The organism is Streptomyces sp. NPDC018693, assembly GCF_044391385.1.
Taxonomy (GTDB): Bacteria; Actinomycetota; Actinomycetes; order Streptomycetales; family Streptomycetaceae; genus Streptomyces.
The window spans coordinates 550,447-565,192 of sequence record NZ_JBIRZZ010000001.1; the positions used below are offsets into that span (position 1 = coordinate 550,447).

Genomic DNA, 14,746 nt, shown 5'->3' on the forward strand with positions numbered 1-14,746 from the left:
GTGAGACGGCGCCCCCACTGTCGTAGGAAGAGTCAGAACTTGTTCTTCGGGGTGATTCCCAGAGACAGTCCCGAAAGGCCGCGCTGGCGGCCCCCGAGCTTGCCCGCGATCGCCCGCAGGGCCGCGCCCGCCGGGCTGTCCGGGTCGGTCAGGACCACCGGCTTGCCCTCGTCGCCGCCCTCACGCAGGCGGACGTCGATCGGGATGGAGCCGAGGACGGGGACGTTGGTGCCCGTCGTGCGGGTCAGGCCGTCGGCGACGACCTGGCCGCCGCCCGTGCCGAACACGTCGACCATCTCGTCGCAGTGCGGGCAGGGCAGGCCCGACATGTTCTCGACCACGCCGACGATCTTCTGGTGGGTCTGGACGGCGATGGAACCGGCCCGCTCGGCGACCTCGGCCGCCGCCTGCTGGGGCGTGGTCACGACCAGGATCTCGGCGTTCGGGACGAGCTGGGCGACGGAGATCGCGATGTCGCCCGTGCCGGGCGGCAGGTCGAGGAGGAGGACGTCCAGATCGCCCCAGTACACGTCCGCCAGGAACTGCTGGAGCGCCCGGTGCAGCATCGGGCCGCGCCAGACGACGGGCGCGTTGCCCGGGGTGAACATGCCGATGGAGATGACCTTCACGCCGTTCGCCGACGGCGGCATGATCATGTTCTCGACCTGGGTGGGGCGGCCGTCCGCGCCCAGCATGCGCGGCACGCTGTGGCCGTAGATGTCGGCGTCGACGACGCCCACCTTCAGACCGTCGGCCGCCATCGCCGCCGCCAGGTTCACCGTCACCGAGGACTTGCCGACGCCGCCCTTGCCGGAGGCCACCGCGTACACACGCGTGAGGCTGCCCGGCTTGGCGAAGGGGACCTCACGCTCGGCCTGGCCGCCGCGCAGGGCCGCCGCCAGCTCCTTGCGCTGCTCGTCGCTCATGACGTCCAACGAGACATCGACGCGGGTGACGCCCTCGACCCGGGAGACCGCCTCCGTGACGCGCTGCGTGATGGTGTCGCGCATGGGGCAGCCGGACACCGTCAGATAGACGGTGACCGCGACGGCGCCGTCCGCGCCGATCTCCACCGATTTGACCATCCCGAGTTCGGTGATGGGGCGGTTGATCTCGGGGTCGTTCACCGTCGCCAGTGCTTCGCGCACCGCGTCTTCCGTAGCCATGAGAACGATGGTACGGCGAGCCGAGGGGCTCCCGGGTAGCCCTTCACCGGTCGTCTGCGTCACGTGCTCCCGACCGATCTGCCGGGAATACGCCATGCCCGTCGTGGCGGCTCAGCTCCCGCACCAGGTCCTGCAGCTCCGAGCGCATCCAGTCCCGGGTCGCCACCTCGCCCAGGCCGACGCGCAGCGCGGCGATCTCACGGGTCAGGTACTCGGTGTCCGCGATGGACCGCTCGTTCTGCTTGCGGTCCTGCTCCAGCTCGACCCGGGAGCGGTCGTCCTGCCGGTTCTGGGCGAGCAGGATCAGCGGGGCGGCGTACGACGCCTGGAGGGACAGCGCCAGCGTCAGGAAGATGAACGGGTACTCGTCGAAGCGCAGGTCGCTGGGCACCGAGATGTTCCACAGCACCCAGACGACGATCACGACCGTCATCCAGACCAGGAACCGCCCGGTGCCGATGAAGCGGGCGATGCGCTCGGAGAGCCGTCCGAAGGCTTCCGGGTCGTACTCGGGCAGGATCCGGCGCCGGGGCGGGAGCGGCTGGTCCAGGCGGGCGCGCGGGCGGGTGGTGGCGGTGGCGCCGGAGGGGACGCGGTCGCGGACCGTGGAGCTCGCGTGCGCGCGGCCCTCCCGGCCGTCCCGCCGGTCCCGGCCGCCCTCTCGCTCAGGAGCCATGCCGGACACCATCCGTCTCGGGCCCCTCCAGGTGGAACTCCGTCTCCCGCCAGTCCTCCGGCAGCATGTGGTCCAGTACGTCGTCCACGGTGACCACGCCCAGCAGGGACCCCGCCTCGTCGACGACCGGCGCCGCGACCATGTCGTACGCCGCGAAGAACCCGGCCACGACGGGCAGCGGCGCCTCTGGGTCGAGGGGCTGCAGATCGTCGTCGATGATCGAGCCGACCAGCGTGTAGGGCGGGTCGCGCAGCAGCCGCTGGAAGTGGACCGTGCCGAGGTACTTGCCGGTGGGTGTCTCGTCGGGCGGGCGGCAGACGTAGACCTGGGCGGCGAGCGCCGGGGAGAGGTCGGGGTTGCGGACGCGGGCGAGCGCGTCGGCGACCGTAGCGTCCGGTCGTAGCACGATCGGCTCGGTGGTCATCAGGCCGCCGGCCGTGTGCTCCTCGTAGGACATCAGGCGGCGCATGTCGGCCGCGTCGCCGGGCTGCATCAGGCTCAGCAGCCGCTCCTTGTCCTCCTCCGGGAGTTCGGAGAGCAGGTCGGCGGCGTCGTCGGGGTCCATCGCCTCCAGGACGTCCGCCGCGCGCTCCTCCTTCAGCTTGCCGAGGATCTCGATCTGGTCGTCCTCCGGCAGCTCTTCGAGCACGTCGGCGAGGCGGTCGTCGTCGAGGGCGGCGGCGACCTCGGCGCGCCGCTTCGCCGACAGGTGGTGCAGGACGTTGGCGAGGTCGGCGGGGCGCAGCTGCTCGAAGGTGGCGAGCAGGCTCTCGGCACCCTGCCCCTGCTCCTCCAGGGAGAAGCCGGTGACCGCCGACCACTCGACGGTCAGCGCCTCGCCCTTGGCACGCCGGAACGCGCCGGTCTTCCTGCCCTTGCGTACGAACACCCGGTCGATCTCCCAGTCCCGGCGGGCCGGCAGCTGCTGCACCGACAGGTCGAGGACGGTGACCTCCTCGCCGGTCTCGACGAGGGTGACGCGGCGGTCCAGCAGCTCGCCGAAGACGAGCCGCTCGGTGGGGCGCTGCTCGAAGCGGCGGACGTTGAGCACGCCGGTGGTGAGCACCTGGCCGGACTGGATGCCGGTCACCCGGGTCATGGGCAGGAAGATGCGGCGGCGGGTGGCGAGTTCGACGACCAGACCGAGCAGGCGGGGCGGTTTGCGGCCGACGCGCAGCATGACGACCAGATCGCGGACGCGGCCCACCTGGTCGCCGTTCGGGTCGAAGACGGCGACGCCGGAGAGGTGCGAGACGAAGATCCGGGGGGCGCCGGCTGCCATGGCGGGGTGTCCTTCTGTCTCTCTGTTCTCTGTCTGTGTTCCGACTGTTCTCTGTCTCTGTTCCGAATTGCCCGTATCTGCGGGCTTCAGGCTAGCCCGTCCCGATCGGATACGCCCTGGTGAGCGGTCCGGACGGACTGACTCCGTTCGCGATCTCGGATCCCGGTACGCTGCCGTACGCCGTTCAGGACACCCCCGCAGAAAGGCAGCTCTCTCCGTGACTGCGATGCTCCAGGGTCGTACTCGCCGGATCGCGCTGGTGGGCGCCGTGTGCGCGCTGGTCGTGACGGGACTCGGGTTGACGGGATGCAGCGAGGACCCGGACGCGGGCACGAACGGGGTCGGCAAGCTGCCCGCCGGCCAGATCCAGGAGCGGACGAAGGCGGCCGCCGCCTCGGTGGACGCGGTGCGGCTGGCGGGGACCGTGGTCGCCAGCGGGCACGCCTACAAGCTCGACATGCGGCTGAAGGCGGACGGCGGCACCGGGTCGGTCACCTCGGAGGGGGCCACCTTCCAGCTGCTGCGGATCGGTGAGGAGCTGTATCTGAAGGCCGACGCGGACTTCTGGGGGCAGGTCGACGGCAAGAGCGGCGACGGCGGTTCGGACGCGGCCGACAAGCTCGACGGCAAGTATGTGAAGGTGCCGACGGGCGACCCCTCGTACAAGGAGTTCAGCGGCTTCACGGACAAGGACGTCCTCCTCGACGGCCTGCTCACACTGCACGGCACCCTGAAGACGGACGGCCACCACAAGCAGGCGGGCGTACGCACCATCCGCATCACCGGCGACGACGGCTCCGGCGGCACCCTCGACGTGTCCCTGGAGGGCCGGCCCTACCCCCTCCGCCTCGCCCGCGCCGGCGACGCGGGCACCCTCACCTTCTCGGCGTGGGGCCAGAACTTCGACCTGGAGCCCCCGCCGAAGGAGGAAACGGTCGACTACGGCAAGCAGCTGCCGACGTCGTAGCGCGGTGTCGGACCGGCCGTCGGCGTCCACGTCCCCACATGCGCTGCATCCGCCCTGCATGCGCTGCGTCCGCTACTTGCCCTGCCTGCGTCGGCGGCCCTTCAGGAGCAAGCGGGGCAGGCCCGCGGGGATCGGGCGGCGTGTGGTGGCGGGGGAGGGGACCGGGCGGGTGGCCAGGGCGCTGTCCGGGAGGGGCAGGGGTGTGCCGGTCGGTTCCAGGCGCAGTACCCGGCACTCCCGCCGCCAGCGGTCGACCATCGCCTCGCCGTCGGGCGCGTTGAGGCGCTTGCCCTTGAGTTCGGCGACGGTCGCGTCCCATGCCTCGGTGCCGGGATCCAGCTTGACGGCCCGCGCGGGCCAGGAGACCAGTCGGCCGCCCTTGTCCTTGCTGCGGACGGTGACCTCCACGGCCGCCCCGTCCACCAGCCCCGGCAGCGGCTGCTCGCCGGGCCCGTCGCCGACCAGGCACGCCGCGCCCTCGTGCCAGACATGCCACAGCGCACGCGCGGCCGGGACCCCGTCCGCCGTGACCCAGATGAGGCCGGACTTCTTGGTGGCCTCCTCGACGAGGGCCTGGTCGAGCAGCTCGCTAGTCATGGCATCACCCTAGCGGCGGCGCTCAGAGCCAGCCGTTGCGCTTCAACGTGCGGTGGATGCCCACACAGAGGGCCACCGTGACGCCGAGGACCAGCGGGTAGCCGTACTTCCACTCCAGCTCGGGCATGTACTTGAAGTTCATGCCGTACACACCACACACCATCGTCGGTACGGCGATGATGGCCGCCCAGGACGTGATCTTGCGCATGTCCTCGTTCTGCGCGACGGACGCCTGCGCGAGGTTGGCCTGGAGGATGGAGTTGAGCAGCTCGTCGAAGCCGATGACCTGCTCGTGCACGCGCGCGACATGGTCGGCGACGTCCCGGAAGTACTTCTGGATGTCGGGGTCGATCAGCCGCATCGGCCGCTCGCTCAGCAGCTGCATGGGCCGCAGCAGCGGCGACACCGCCCGCTTGAACTCCAGGATCTCCCGCTTGAGCTGGTAGATCCGGCCCGCGTCGGTGCCGCGCGGAGTGCCCTTGCGGCCCGGCGAGAAGACCTCGGTCTCCACGTCGTCGATGTCGTCCTGCAGCGCGTCGGCGACCGCGATGTAGCCGTCGACGACATGGTCGGCGATGGCGTGCAGCACGGCGGACGGGCCCTTGGCGAGCAGTTCGGGGTCGTCCTGGAGACGGTGGCGCAGGGCGCGCAGGGAGCCCTGGCCGCCGTGCCGGACGGTGATGAAGAAGTCCCGCCCGGTGAAGCACATCACCTCGCCGGTCTCGACGACCTCGCTGGTCGCGGTGAGCTCGTCGTGCTCGACGTAGTGGACGGTCTTGAAGACGGTGAACAGCGAGTCGTCGTAGCGCTCCAGCTTGGGCCGCTGGTGGGCCTGGACCGCGTCCTCGACGGCGAGCGGGTGCAGCCCGAACTCCCCGGCGATACCGGCGAATTCGGCCTCGGTCGGCTCGTGCAGACCGATCCAGACGAAGCCGCCGTCCCGCCGCACCCGGCGCATCGCCTCGTGCGGGCTGAGCGGCTTGTCGGTCACGACGCGGGCGCCGTCCCGGTAGACCGCGCAGTCGACGACGGCCGACGACGCCGCCGGGTCGCAGACGGGCTCGTAGGCGCCGTCGTAGCCGCCGCTCTGGTGCCTGCGCATCAGCACGGGGCGGTTCGGGCGGACCACGGCGGCACGCAGGTCGCGGATCATCGACATGGCAGGGCTCCTTCGCGACGAGCAAAGAAAGTCCGCCACGACGGCTGGAACTGCCCGGAATGGGGACGTCCTGACGTCGGATGTTTGGCACGTCCACAAAGCGGGGAGCACCGCACCGTCGCGGTGGCGAGCTTCGCTACTGATTCAGATCAGGCAAGACGAAACGAAGTGCTCTTCCGGAAGAAGGGGAGCGCGAAAGGCGGGAAGCCAGAGCCAGAGCAGCTGGACAGCTGATTCAGCAGCCGGAAGAGCGAGTGGTACTGCACGGTCGACTTCGATCCATGACAGCCCCACCTCCTCCGGCCGGTCCCTCGTAAGGGAGTTCCTTCGGGCGTCGGGGGCTAGATCGCGACGCCGATGCGTGCTGCCCCGAACCACCGGGCAAGAGTATCAGCCGACTGAAGTGTCAAGGCGCTCCTTTGCCCGGTACTGACGAGTTCTATGCTCGCGGCATGGCTGATGTTCTTCCTCTGGTCGAGGCCCGGTTGCGTTCCGCGCTCGGCGAGCCGGACGCGCGCGCCGCCGTCACCTTCCTCGGCACGGACCGCATCGAGGTCCTCCGTTTCCATGAGGGCGACATCGTCCGCTACGCCACCCTCGGCATGTCCGCCCACCCGATGACCGACCCCACGGCGCTGCTCGCCGACCCCGTCAAGGGGCCGCGCGCCGAACTGTTCCTCTCCGTGCGAGCCGGCCTCGCCGACACCGACAAGGTGCTTCGCCCGCTCGCCGTGCTCGCCGCGTCCCCGCAGGTCGAGGGCGTGGTCGTGGCCCCGGGCGCCTCGCTCGACGTGGGCGAACCGCTGTGGCCCGGCGCCGCGTTCAGCTCCGTACTGGTCGCCGAGCCGGGCGGGCTGGTGGAGGACCTGGACCTGGACGCGCCGATGGACCCGGTGCGCTTCCTGCCGCTGCTGCCGATGACGCCGAACGAGGCCGCCTGGAAGCGGGTGCACGGCGCCCAGGCGCTCCAGGAGCGGTGGCTGACGCAGGGTACGGACCTGCGCGACCCCGCCCGCGGATCCGTCCCGCTGGAGTGAGCAACCTCACGGGATCCGGTCAACCGGCGCCCGGAAGCGGGAAGTTGGCGAGTGCGCCGTCCCGGGGTGCCGTCGTTGGCCGGGTTGATGGATGCACGGTTCATTCAGTCGCGTCTCCGTCCGGACGGGTGATCGTCCTTGACGTGACGGGGCAGGGGTAGGACCGTGGGGCTCTATGAGGGGCGAACCCAGTTGCCCGAAGTGCGGTGGCCGGGTCAGGGCTCCCGGTCTCTTCGCCGATTCCTGGCAGTGCGCTGTGCACGGGACGGTGCATCCGCTGCAGCCCGTGGTCCCGCCCAGCGTCGAGGCGCTCAGCGTCGTCGTCGCCCGCACCCAGGTGCCGGTGTGGATGCCGTGGCCGCTGCCGGTCGGCTGGCTCTTCACGGGCGTGGCCTGTGCCGGTGACGACCGCAGCGGCGGCCGTGCGACCGCGGTGGCGTGCACGGGTCCCGGGCCGCTCGGCGGGATGGGCGAGCTGATCCTGGTCGCGGAGGAACTCGGCGTCGGTCTCGGCGCGCGGTACGCCGGCATCGACGGGCCGGATCCGGGGCCGTACATGAGCGTCGAGAAGCCGCCGCAGGTCAAGGTGCTGGCCGCAGGCCGGCCCACGCCGCTGTGGCATGTCACGGGCAGCCCGGACGACCGTGCGGTGTTCGCGGGGGAGGCGCTGGGGATGTGGCTGTGGGCGGTGGTGTGGCCCGAGCAGTCGGGGCTGCTGATGTACGACGAGCTGGTGCTCACGGATGTGCGGGAAGCGGGGGCCGAGTTGGAACTGGTGCCCTGCGGGGCGCTTTCGCCGCGCTTGCTCGAGCCGTGACGCTCCGCTGTGCAGGGGGCGCTTCCATGTAGGGGGCGCTCTGCGGGCGCGGGTGTGACATCGGGCGTTCGAATTGCCGTTATGCTGAAGCGTCCCCTTCCGTCTGGCATCGTCTGGAGTCGCGTCGTGCGCATTGACCTGCACACCCACTCCACGGCGTCCGACGGTACGGACACCCCCGCCGAGCTGGTGCGCAAGGCCGCCGCGGCAGGGCTGGACGTCGTCGCGCTGACTGATCACGACACCACCCGTGGGCACGCCGAGGCCGCCGCCGCGCTGCCCGCCGGGCTCACGTTGGTGACCGGAGCCGAGCTGTCCTGTCGTGTCGACGGGATCAGCATGCACATGCTGGCGTATCTGTTCGACCCCGAGGAACCGGCCCTGCTCGCCGAGCGTGAGCTGGTGCGGGACGACCGGGTGCCGCGGGCCAAGGGCATGATCGCGAAGCTGCGGGCGCTGGGCGTGCCCGTGACCTGGGAGCAGGTCGCGCGGATCGCCGGCGCCGGGTCGGTCGGGCGGCCGCATGTCGCGACCGCGCTGGTGGAGCTGGGCGTCGTGCCGAGCGTGAGTGACGCGTTCACCCAGGACTGGCTGGCCGACGGCGGACGGGCCTACGTCGAGAAGCACGAGACCGATCCGTTCGAGGCGATCCGGCTGGTCAAGGCCGCGGGCGGGGTGACCGTCTTCGCGCACCCGGGCGCCAGCAAGAGGGGCCGTACGGTGCCGGAGTCCGCGATCGCCGAGATGGCCGCCGCCGGACTGGACGGCATCGAGGTCGACCACATGGACCACGACCCCGACACCCGGGCGCGGCTGCGCGGCCTCGCGAAGGAACTCGGGCTGCTGACCACCGGGTCCAGCGACTACCACGGCAGCCGCAAGACGTGTGTGCTCGGCGAGTACACGACCGACCCCGAGGTGTACGGCGAGATCACGCGGCGGGCGACCGGGGCGTTCCCCGTGCCGGGGACCGGCGGGGGCGCGTGAGGCGCCTGAGGGCCTGAGGGCCCTCAGGCCCTGAGGGCAGAGCCCCCGGGCTCACGTCCGTCCGTTTCGCTCCGTATCTGCGCCGCGTCACCCGCTGCGCCATCTGCGCTGCGTCATCTGCGCTGTGTCATCCGCGCTGTGTCATCTCCGTTTCGTCCCTCTGCAAGGCACTCATGTTCGACGTCGCCGTCTTCGGCTCACTGTTTCTGACCCTCTTTGTCATCATGGATCCCCCTGGGATCACCCCGATCTTCCTCGCACTCACCGCAGGGCGTCCCGGCAAGACGCAGAAGCGGATGGCCTTCCAGGCCGTGTGCGTGGCGGGCGGGGTGATCACCGTGTTCGGGCTCCTCGGCCACCAGATCCTCAACTACCTGCACGTCTCCGTGCCCGCGCTGATGATCGCGGGCGGGCTGCTGCTCCTGCTGATCGCCCTGGACCTGCTCACCGGCAAGACCGACGAGCCGAAGCAGACGAAGGACGTCAACGTCGCCCTCGTACCGCTGGGCATGCCGCTGCTGGCGGGGCCGGGCGCGATCGTGTCGGTCATCCTGGCCGTCCAGAAGGCCGACTCGGCCGCCATGCAGGTGGCGGTCTGGTCGGCGATCCTCGCCATCCACATCGTGCTGTGGCTGGTCATGCGCTACTCGCTGCTGATCATCCGGGTCATCAAGGACGGCGGTGTGGTCCTGGTGACACGGCTCGCGGGCATGATGCTCTCCGCGATCGCCGTGCAGCAGATCATCAACGGTGTCACCCAGGTGATCCAGGGCGCCTGAGCGCGGCTGCTACGAGGCCGAATTGTCGGCGGGGCGGATCCACAGGCGCTGTCCGATGGCGGCGGCCTGCTGCACGATCCGGTTGACGGAGGCGGCGTCCACGACGGTGCTGTCCACGGGCGTGCCGTCGACGTCGTCGAGTCGCATGATCTCGAAGCGCATGGCTTCTCCCTTCGTCCGTTCCTTGTTGCGTGTCCAAGTCAACAAGCCCTCTGTTACAAACATTCCCTACGCTAAAGAAATTTTTCGAACAGCTAATTACTGACCGGTAAGCGGTCGGGCGTGTGCCCTCACCGGGACCGATCGGGACCAGTTGTGTTCGCAGCGTGACCGCCGGGACAATGGACGTGATGAACGACGACCTCGCGGCCCTCGCCGCCCGCATCGACCGCACCAACGAACTGCTGACCCGCATGCTCGCCGAGGTGGCCAAAACCCCCTCGACCCATGCGATCTTCGTCGACGCGGGCTACCTCTACGCGGCCGCCGGGCGGCTGGTCGCCGGCACCGAGGACCGGCGCGCCTTCGACCTCGACGCCGAGGGCCTGATCGAGGCGCTCATCGACCGGGCCCGCACGATCTTCGCGGACAGCAGGCTGCTGCGGGTCTACTGGTACGACGGCGCCCGCCGACGTATCCACACCGCCGAGCAGCAGTCCATCGCCGAGCTGCCCGACGTCAAGGTCCGCCTGGGCAACCTCAACGCCAACAACCAGCAGAAGGGCGTCGACTCACTGATCCGCACCGATCTGGAGTCCCTCGCCCGTCACCGCGCCATCAGCGACGCGGCACTGCTGGGCGGCGACGAGGACCTGGTCTCGGCGGTCGAGGCGGCGCAGGGCTACGGAGCGCGGGTCCATCTCTGGGGCATCGAGGCGCCCGAGGGCCGCAACCAGGCCGAGCCCCTGCTCTGGGAGGTCGACAGCCAGCGCACGCTCGACCTCGACTTCTTCAAGCCGTACGTCTCCCGGCGCACCCCCGCCGCCTACGAGACGTCGACGCCCCGGCCGACCCGTGAGGACGTGCGCTTCGCGGGCGCGCAGATCGCCGCGAAGTGGCTGGCGGCGCGGGGCAGGGAGTCCCTCGGGGAACTGCTGCCCGGGCATCCCTATCTGCCGGGGTCCGTGGACCAGGACCTGCTGGTGGAGGCCGAGGGCATCCTGCAGTACTCGCTGCGCGGCCAGGCGGATCTGCGGCGGTCGCTGAGGGACGGGTTCTGGGAGCACCTGCAGGGGCAGTACTAGGCGCACTGGGTGTACTGGTCGCTAGTGGGGCTCCGGGTGTTCGTCCCAGAAGTCGGCGAGGGCGTGGGCCGTCGGCAGGGGCTGGTCCAGGTTGGGGGAGTGCTCGGCGCCCGGTACGACGGTCCGGTGTGCGCGCAGCCGTGCCGCCATCTCGTCGAGGACGGGCACCGGCCAGGTGTCGTCCCGGGCGCCTGACAGGACGTGGAACGGCAGCGGTACGGCGGCGAGTTCGGCGACCCGGTCCGGCTCCGCGCACAACTGGCGGCCGGTGGCCAGCAGTTGGGCGGGCTTGTGATTGGTCCAGCGCATCCGCAGCTGCTCCGGCCCACCGAAACCCCGGGCGGGGCCGCCGACTTCCTCCGGCGGGCCCATCGCCACGATCGCCTCCCACACCTCGGCCATCGTCATCACGGCGAGCGCGTCGTGCAGCAGCTTCACGCGCTGCTGCTGTGCGTCGGAGATCAGGGCGGGGCCGGAGGCCATGAGGGTGAGCGAGTGGAAGGGGGAGTGGTCGAGCAGGACCGCGGCGCGGGCGATCTGCCCGCCGAGGGAGTGCCCCAGCAGATGCACCGGGCCGCCCACGGCGACGGCCTGCGCGAGCACGTCCCGCGCCAACTCGCCCTGCGCGTACGGCGACTCGTCGTCCGCCGGCCCGTCCGACTCGTTCTGCCCGCGCCCGTCCACGGCGATCGTCCGGTAGCCGCGCGCCGCGAGGGGCTCGTGCAGCAGATGAAAGTCCTCCTTGCTGCCGGTGAACCCGGGCAGCAGCATCACCACACCCCTCGCGTCCACGCCGTCGGCGACGGGCGCATCGACGACGACGAACTCTCCGCGCGCGGTGTACAGGGGGTATGTGCGGGCGTTGGGGGGTGGAGGGAAGGGGGTGGTGGGCTCGGTCACGGGGGGAGGTTATCGGGTCGGGCGATGGGCATCAGTGGGTCGGTGGTGGGTGGTGGGTGGTGGGTGGTGGGTGGTGGGTGGTGGGTGGTCGGTGGCTGGGGCTGATGCTGGGGCTGGGTCCGTCCGGGAGACGGCCGACGGCCCGGTCCCGTGGTGTACGGGGCCGGGCCGTCGGGTTCGTCCGTGCGACGGTGCGGTGGGCTGTCAGCCCTCGGCGGGCGCCTCGGCGGCAGCCGCCGCCTTCCGCGTACGCCGAGCCTTCGGCTTCGCCTCGACCGCGTCGGCGGGGACCTCCGCGGCTGCGGCGGTCTTCCGGGTGCGGCGGGGCTTGGCCTCCGTGGCCTCCGCGGTGTCGACGGCCGCTTCGGCAGCCTTGGCTGCGGCTGTCTTGCGCGTGCGACGCGGCTTGACCTCCGTGGCCTCTGCCGTCTCTACGGCGGCTTCGGCAGCCTTGGTGGCGGCGGTCTTGCGCGTCCGGCGCGGCTTGGCTTCCGTCGCCTCCGCGGTGTCGACGGCCGCTTCGGCAGCCTTGGCGGCCGCGGTCTTGCGGGTGCGGCGGGGCTTGGCCTCCGTGGCCTCTGCCGTCTCTATGGCGGCTTCGGCGGCCTTGGTGGCGGCGGTCTTGCGCGGCGTCCGGCGAGGCTTGGCCTCCGTCGGCTCTGCGGTAGCCGCAGCGGCCTCGGCGGACTCGGCCGTCTTGCGCGTCCGGCGCGGCTTGGCTTCCGTCGCCTCCGCGGTGTCGACGGCCGCTTCGGCAGCCTTGGTGGCCGCGGTCTTCCGGGTGCGGCGGGGCTTGACCTCGGCCGTGGCCTCCTCCGCAGCCTCGGCCGGAGTTTCCACGGCGGCTGCCGCCTTGCGTGTCCGGCGAGGCTTGGCCTCGGTGGCCTCCGCCGTCTCTACGGCGGCCTCGGCAGACTTGCGGGTGCGGCGCGGCTTGGTCTCCGTACCCTCGGCGGTGTCCACGGCGGCCTCGGCCTTGGCGGCCGCGGTCTTGCGTGTCCGGCGGGGCTTGGTCTCCGTGGCCTCGGCGGTGTCGACGGCGGCCTCGGCCGGGGTCTCCACGGCCGCCGCTGCCTTGCGGGTGCGGCGCGGCTTGGGGTCCGTGGCGGGGAGTTCCGGCTCGGGGGCCGAGATGGTCTCCGCCTCGGTCACCGTCGGGTCCGCCGTCGCTTCCGCGTTCCGGCGGGTACGGCGGCGGCGCGGCTTCTCCGGGGTCTCCGGGGTCTCCGAGGTCTCGCCCGTCGTCTCGGGCTGCGGCGCGGTGTTCAGCGCCGGGCCCTCAGCCGTCGTCAGCACGGACTCCGGGGTTTCCGGGGACTCCGCGGCCTGGGGGGCCGCAGCCGTCGTAGCGGCGGACGCGCCGTTGCGGGTGCGTCGGCGGCGGCGCGGGGTGCGGGTGCCGCCGGCTTCCTCGGTCACCGGGGTCTGCTCGGGCGCGGGACTCGTGAGCGTCGACTCGGCCGAGCCCGGCGTCCCGTCGAGGGCGGTTCCGCCGCGCGTACGGCGACGGCGGCGCGGCGTACGGCTCGGGCGCTCACGCTCGGCGGAACGGGACTCGTCCGGGCCGCCTCGGCCACGCCGGTCACCGCGACCGCCTCGGCCACCACGGCCGCCCGGCTCGCCCAGGTCCTCGAGCTCCTCCGCTTCGAGCCCGGCGCGGGTGCGCTCCGAGCGCGGCAGGACACCCTTGGTGCCGGCCGGGATGCCGAGGTCCTCGAAGAGGTGCGGGGACGTGGAGTACGTCTCCGGCGGGTCGTTGAAGTCCAGCTCCAGCGCCTTGTTGATCAGCTGCCAGCGCGGGATGTCGTCCCAGTCGACGAGCGTGATCGCCGTACCCTTCGCGCCCGCGCGGCCCGTACGGCCGACGCGGTGCAGGTACGTCTTCTCGTCCTCGGGGGACTGGTAGTTGACGACGTGGGTGACGCCCTCGACGTCGATACCACGGGCGGCGACGTCGGTGCAGACGAGGACGTCCACCTTGCCGTTGCGGAAGGCGCGCAGCGCCTGCTCGCGGGCGCCCTGGCCGAGGTCGCCGTGGACCGCGCCGGAGGCGAACCCGCGGCGCTGCAGCTGCTCGGCGATGTCGGCGGCCGTGCGCTTGGTGCGGCAGAAGATCATCGCCAGTCCGCGGCCCTCGGCCTGCAGGATGCGGGCGACCATCTCCGGCTTGTCCATGGAGTGCGCGCGGTAGACGAACTGCTTGATGTTCGCGACCGTCGCGCCCTCGTCGTCCGGCGCGGTGGCGCGGATGTGGGTGGGCTGGGACATGTAGCGGCGCGCGAGACCGATGACCGCGCCCGGCATGGTCGCCGAGAACAGCATGGTCTGCCGCTTGGCCGGCAGCATGTCGATGATCTTCTCGACGTCGGGCAGGAAGCCCAGGTCGAGCATCTCGTCGGCCTCGTCGAGGACGAGCGCCTTGACGTGCTTGAGGTCGAGCTTCTTCTGGCCCGCGAGGTCGAGGAGTCGGCCCGGGGTGCCGACGACCACGTCGACGCCCTTCTTCAGGGCCTCGACCTGGGGCTCGTAGGCGCGGCCGCCGTAGATCGCGGTCACGCGCACGTTGCGCACCTTGCCCGCGGTCAGCAGGTCGTTGGTGACCTGCGTGCACAGCTCGCGCGTGGGGACGACGACGAGCGCCTGCGGGGCGTCGGTGAGGGACTCGGGGGCGGCGCGGCCGGCCTCCACGTCGGCGGGGACGGTCACGCGCTCCAGGAGCGGCAGTCCGAAGCCGAGGGTCTTGCCGGTGCCGGTCTTGGCCTGGCCGATGACGTCCGTGCCCGAGAGGGCCACGGGGAGCGTCATCTCCTGGATGGGGAAGGGGGTGGTGATGCCGACGGCCTCAAGGGCCTCGGCGGTCTCGGGGAGGATTCCGAGATCTCTGAACGTCGTAGTCAGGGTGCTGCCTCTTCTGTGTGGGCGCGGTGCGAGGCGAGCGCGGGGGTCGTTGACGGACCGTGCCGGGGACGTCGGCTGCCTTACGGACGACCCACTGGGGCAAGCCGTATGACACGGGACCTCTGCCGACGCTCTCGAGCCTGCCCGGCGGATCATGCCGGAGGCGCGGGGTCCGGCACGCACATCTGCGGCGTTGTCGTCGGATGCCGACGCTCCGCGTCGACGCCCTCCTCCGCC

General features: G+C 71.4%; 14 protein-coding genes. 6 read left to right on the plus strand and 8 right to left on the minus strand.

Features of this window, described 5'->3' with window-relative positions:
* Positions 1-32: 32 nt before the first annotated feature.
* Genes ACH5AC_RS02665 through ACH5AC_RS02675 form a run of 3 tightly spaced genes read right to left on the minus strand, consistent with a single transcriptional unit; the run spans position 33 to position 3,124 of the window.
* Positions 33-1,166 (minus strand): Mrp/NBP35 family ATP-binding protein, encoded by a 1,134-nt coding sequence (locus ACH5AC_RS02665; RefSeq protein ID WP_398859739.1) that lies wholly within the window; start codon positions 1,164-1,166, stop codon positions 33-35.
* A gap of 43 nt (positions 1,167-1,209) precedes the next feature.
* Positions 1,210-1,842 (minus strand): DUF1003 domain-containing protein, encoded by a 633-nt coding sequence (locus ACH5AC_RS02670; RefSeq protein ID WP_398859740.1) that lies wholly within the window; start codon positions 1,840-1,842, stop codon positions 1,210-1,212.
* Positions 1,832-3,124: a magnesium transporter MgtE N-terminal domain-containing protein gene (locus tag ACH5AC_RS02675; RefSeq protein WP_398859741.1), complete on the minus strand. Its 1,293-nt coding sequence runs from the start codon at positions 3,122-3,124 to the stop codon at positions 1,832-1,834. Before ACH5AC_RS02675 ends, ACH5AC_RS02670 begins: the two co-directional genes overlap by 11 nt.
* A gap of 226 nt (positions 3,125-3,350) precedes the next feature.
* Here ACH5AC_RS02675 and ACH5AC_RS02680 point away from each other — a divergent pair, with 226 nt between their 5' ends.
* Positions 3,351-4,091: a hypothetical protein gene (locus ACH5AC_RS02680; RefSeq protein WP_398860065.1), complete on the plus strand. Its 741-nt coding sequence runs from the start codon at positions 3,351-3,353 to the stop codon at positions 4,089-4,091.
* Between the two features lie 72 nt (positions 4,092-4,163).
* On the opposite strand, the gene ACH5AC_RS02685 is transcribed toward ACH5AC_RS02680, so the two are convergent.
* Both ACH5AC_RS02685 and ACH5AC_RS02690 read right to left on the minus strand, forming a co-directional pair.
* Positions 4,164-4,688, minus strand: a complete 525-nt coding sequence (locus ACH5AC_RS02685; RefSeq protein WP_398859742.1) for a hypothetical protein — start codon at positions 4,686-4,688, stop codon at positions 4,164-4,166.
* A 22-nt stretch (positions 4,689-4,710) separates the two neighbouring features.
* Entirely contained in the window at positions 4,711-5,847 is a 1,137-nt protein-coding gene (locus ACH5AC_RS02690; RefSeq protein WP_398859743.1) for a magnesium and cobalt transport protein CorA, read from the minus strand.
* Between the two features lie 452 nt (positions 5,848-6,299).
* On the opposite strand from ACH5AC_RS02690, the gene ACH5AC_RS02695 reads away from it, so the two are divergent.
* The 4 genes from ACH5AC_RS02695 (at position 6,300) to ACH5AC_RS02710 (ending at position 9,467) form a co-directional block, all read left to right on the plus strand.
* Positions 6,300-6,884, plus strand: coding sequence for a suppressor of fused domain protein (locus ACH5AC_RS02695; RefSeq protein WP_398859744.1), 585 nt, complete (start codon positions 6,300-6,302; stop codon positions 6,882-6,884).
* Between the two features lie 175 nt (positions 6,885-7,059).
* Positions 7,060-7,701 (plus strand): DUF6758 family protein, encoded by a 642-nt coding sequence (locus ACH5AC_RS02700; protein WP_398859745.1) that lies wholly within the window; start codon positions 7,060-7,062, stop codon positions 7,699-7,701.
* A gap of 126 nt (positions 7,702-7,827) precedes the next feature.
* Positions 7,828-8,688: a PHP domain-containing protein gene (locus tag ACH5AC_RS02705; protein ID WP_398859746.1), complete on the plus strand. Its 861-nt coding sequence runs from the start codon at positions 7,828-7,830 to the stop codon at positions 8,686-8,688.
* Between the two features lie 173 nt (positions 8,689-8,861).
* Positions 8,862-9,467: a MarC family protein gene (locus ACH5AC_RS02710; RefSeq protein ID WP_398859747.1), complete on the plus strand. Its 606-nt coding sequence runs from the start codon at positions 8,862-8,864 to the stop codon at positions 9,465-9,467.
* A gap of 9 nt (positions 9,468-9,476) precedes the next feature.
* Here the strand turns inward: ACH5AC_RS02710 and ACH5AC_RS02715 are convergent, their stop codons facing one another.
* Positions 9,477-9,629, minus strand: coding sequence for a hypothetical protein (locus tag ACH5AC_RS02715; RefSeq protein WP_398859748.1), 153 nt, complete (start codon positions 9,627-9,629; stop codon positions 9,477-9,479).
* A 188-nt stretch (positions 9,630-9,817) separates the two neighbouring features.
* Between ACH5AC_RS02715 and ACH5AC_RS02720 the strand changes: the two genes are divergently transcribed.
* A complete protein-coding gene (locus tag ACH5AC_RS02720; protein WP_398859749.1) occupies positions 9,818-10,711 on the plus strand; it encodes an NYN domain-containing protein in 894 nt (297 codons plus the stop codon).
* Positions 10,712-10,732: 21 nt separating this feature from the next.
* Here ACH5AC_RS02720 and ACH5AC_RS02725 read toward each other — a convergent pair whose 3' ends face one another.
* Complete coding sequence (locus ACH5AC_RS02725) at positions 10,733-11,611, minus strand: alpha/beta fold hydrolase (protein ID WP_398859750.1); 879 nt, start codon at positions 11,609-11,611, stop codon at positions 10,733-10,735.
* Positions 11,612-11,815: 204 nt separating this feature from the next.
* Entirely contained in the window at positions 11,816-14,416 is a 2,601-nt protein-coding gene (locus ACH5AC_RS02730; protein ID WP_398859751.1) for a DEAD/DEAH box helicase, read from the minus strand.
* Positions 14,417-14,746 lie beyond the last annotated feature (330 nt).

Excerpts from the sequence above, each read along its gene's own strand:
- ACH5AC_RS02665 (WP_398859739.1), bottom strand. The coding sequence starts at position 1,166 with ATGGCTACGGAAGACGCGGTGCGCGAAGCACTGGCGACGGTGAACGAC.
- ACH5AC_RS02670 (WP_398859740.1), bottom strand. The coding sequence starts at position 1,842 with ATGGCTCCTGAGCGAGAGGGCGGCCGGGACCGGCGGGACGGCCGGGAG.
- ACH5AC_RS02675 (WP_398859741.1), bottom strand. The coding sequence starts at position 3,124 with ATGGCAGCCGGCGCCCCCCGGATCTTCGTCTCGCACCTCTCCGGCGTC.
- ACH5AC_RS02680 (WP_398860065.1), top strand. The coding sequence starts at position 3,351 with ATGCTCCAGGGTCGTACTCGCCGGATCGCGCTGGTGGGCGCCGTGTGC.
- ACH5AC_RS02685 (WP_398859742.1), bottom strand. The coding sequence starts at position 4,688 with ATGACTAGCGAGCTGCTCGACCAGGCCCTCGTCGAGGAGGCCACCAAG.
- ACH5AC_RS02690 (WP_398859743.1), bottom strand. The coding sequence starts at position 5,847 with ATGTCGATGATCCGCGACCTGCGTGCCGCCGTGGTCCGCCCGAACCGC.
- ACH5AC_RS02695 (WP_398859744.1), top strand. The coding sequence starts at position 6,300 with ATGGCTGATGTTCTTCCTCTGGTCGAGGCCCGGTTGCGTTCCGCGCTC.
- ACH5AC_RS02700 (WP_398859745.1), top strand. The coding sequence starts at position 7,060 with ATGAGGGGCGAACCCAGTTGCCCGAAGTGCGGTGGCCGGGTCAGGGCT.
- ACH5AC_RS02710 (WP_398859747.1), top strand. The coding sequence starts at position 8,862 with ATGTTCGACGTCGCCGTCTTCGGCTCACTGTTTCTGACCCTCTTTGTC.
- ACH5AC_RS02715 (WP_398859748.1), bottom strand. The coding sequence starts at position 9,629 with ATGCGCTTCGAGATCATGCGACTCGACGACGTCGACGGCACGCCCGTG.
- ACH5AC_RS02720 (WP_398859749.1), top strand. The coding sequence starts at position 9,818 with ATGAACGACGACCTCGCGGCCCTCGCCGCCCGCATCGACCGCACCAAC.
- ACH5AC_RS02730 (WP_398859751.1), bottom strand. The coding sequence starts at position 14,416 with ATGACGCTCCCCGTGGCCCTCTCGGGCACGGACGTCATCGGCCAGGCC.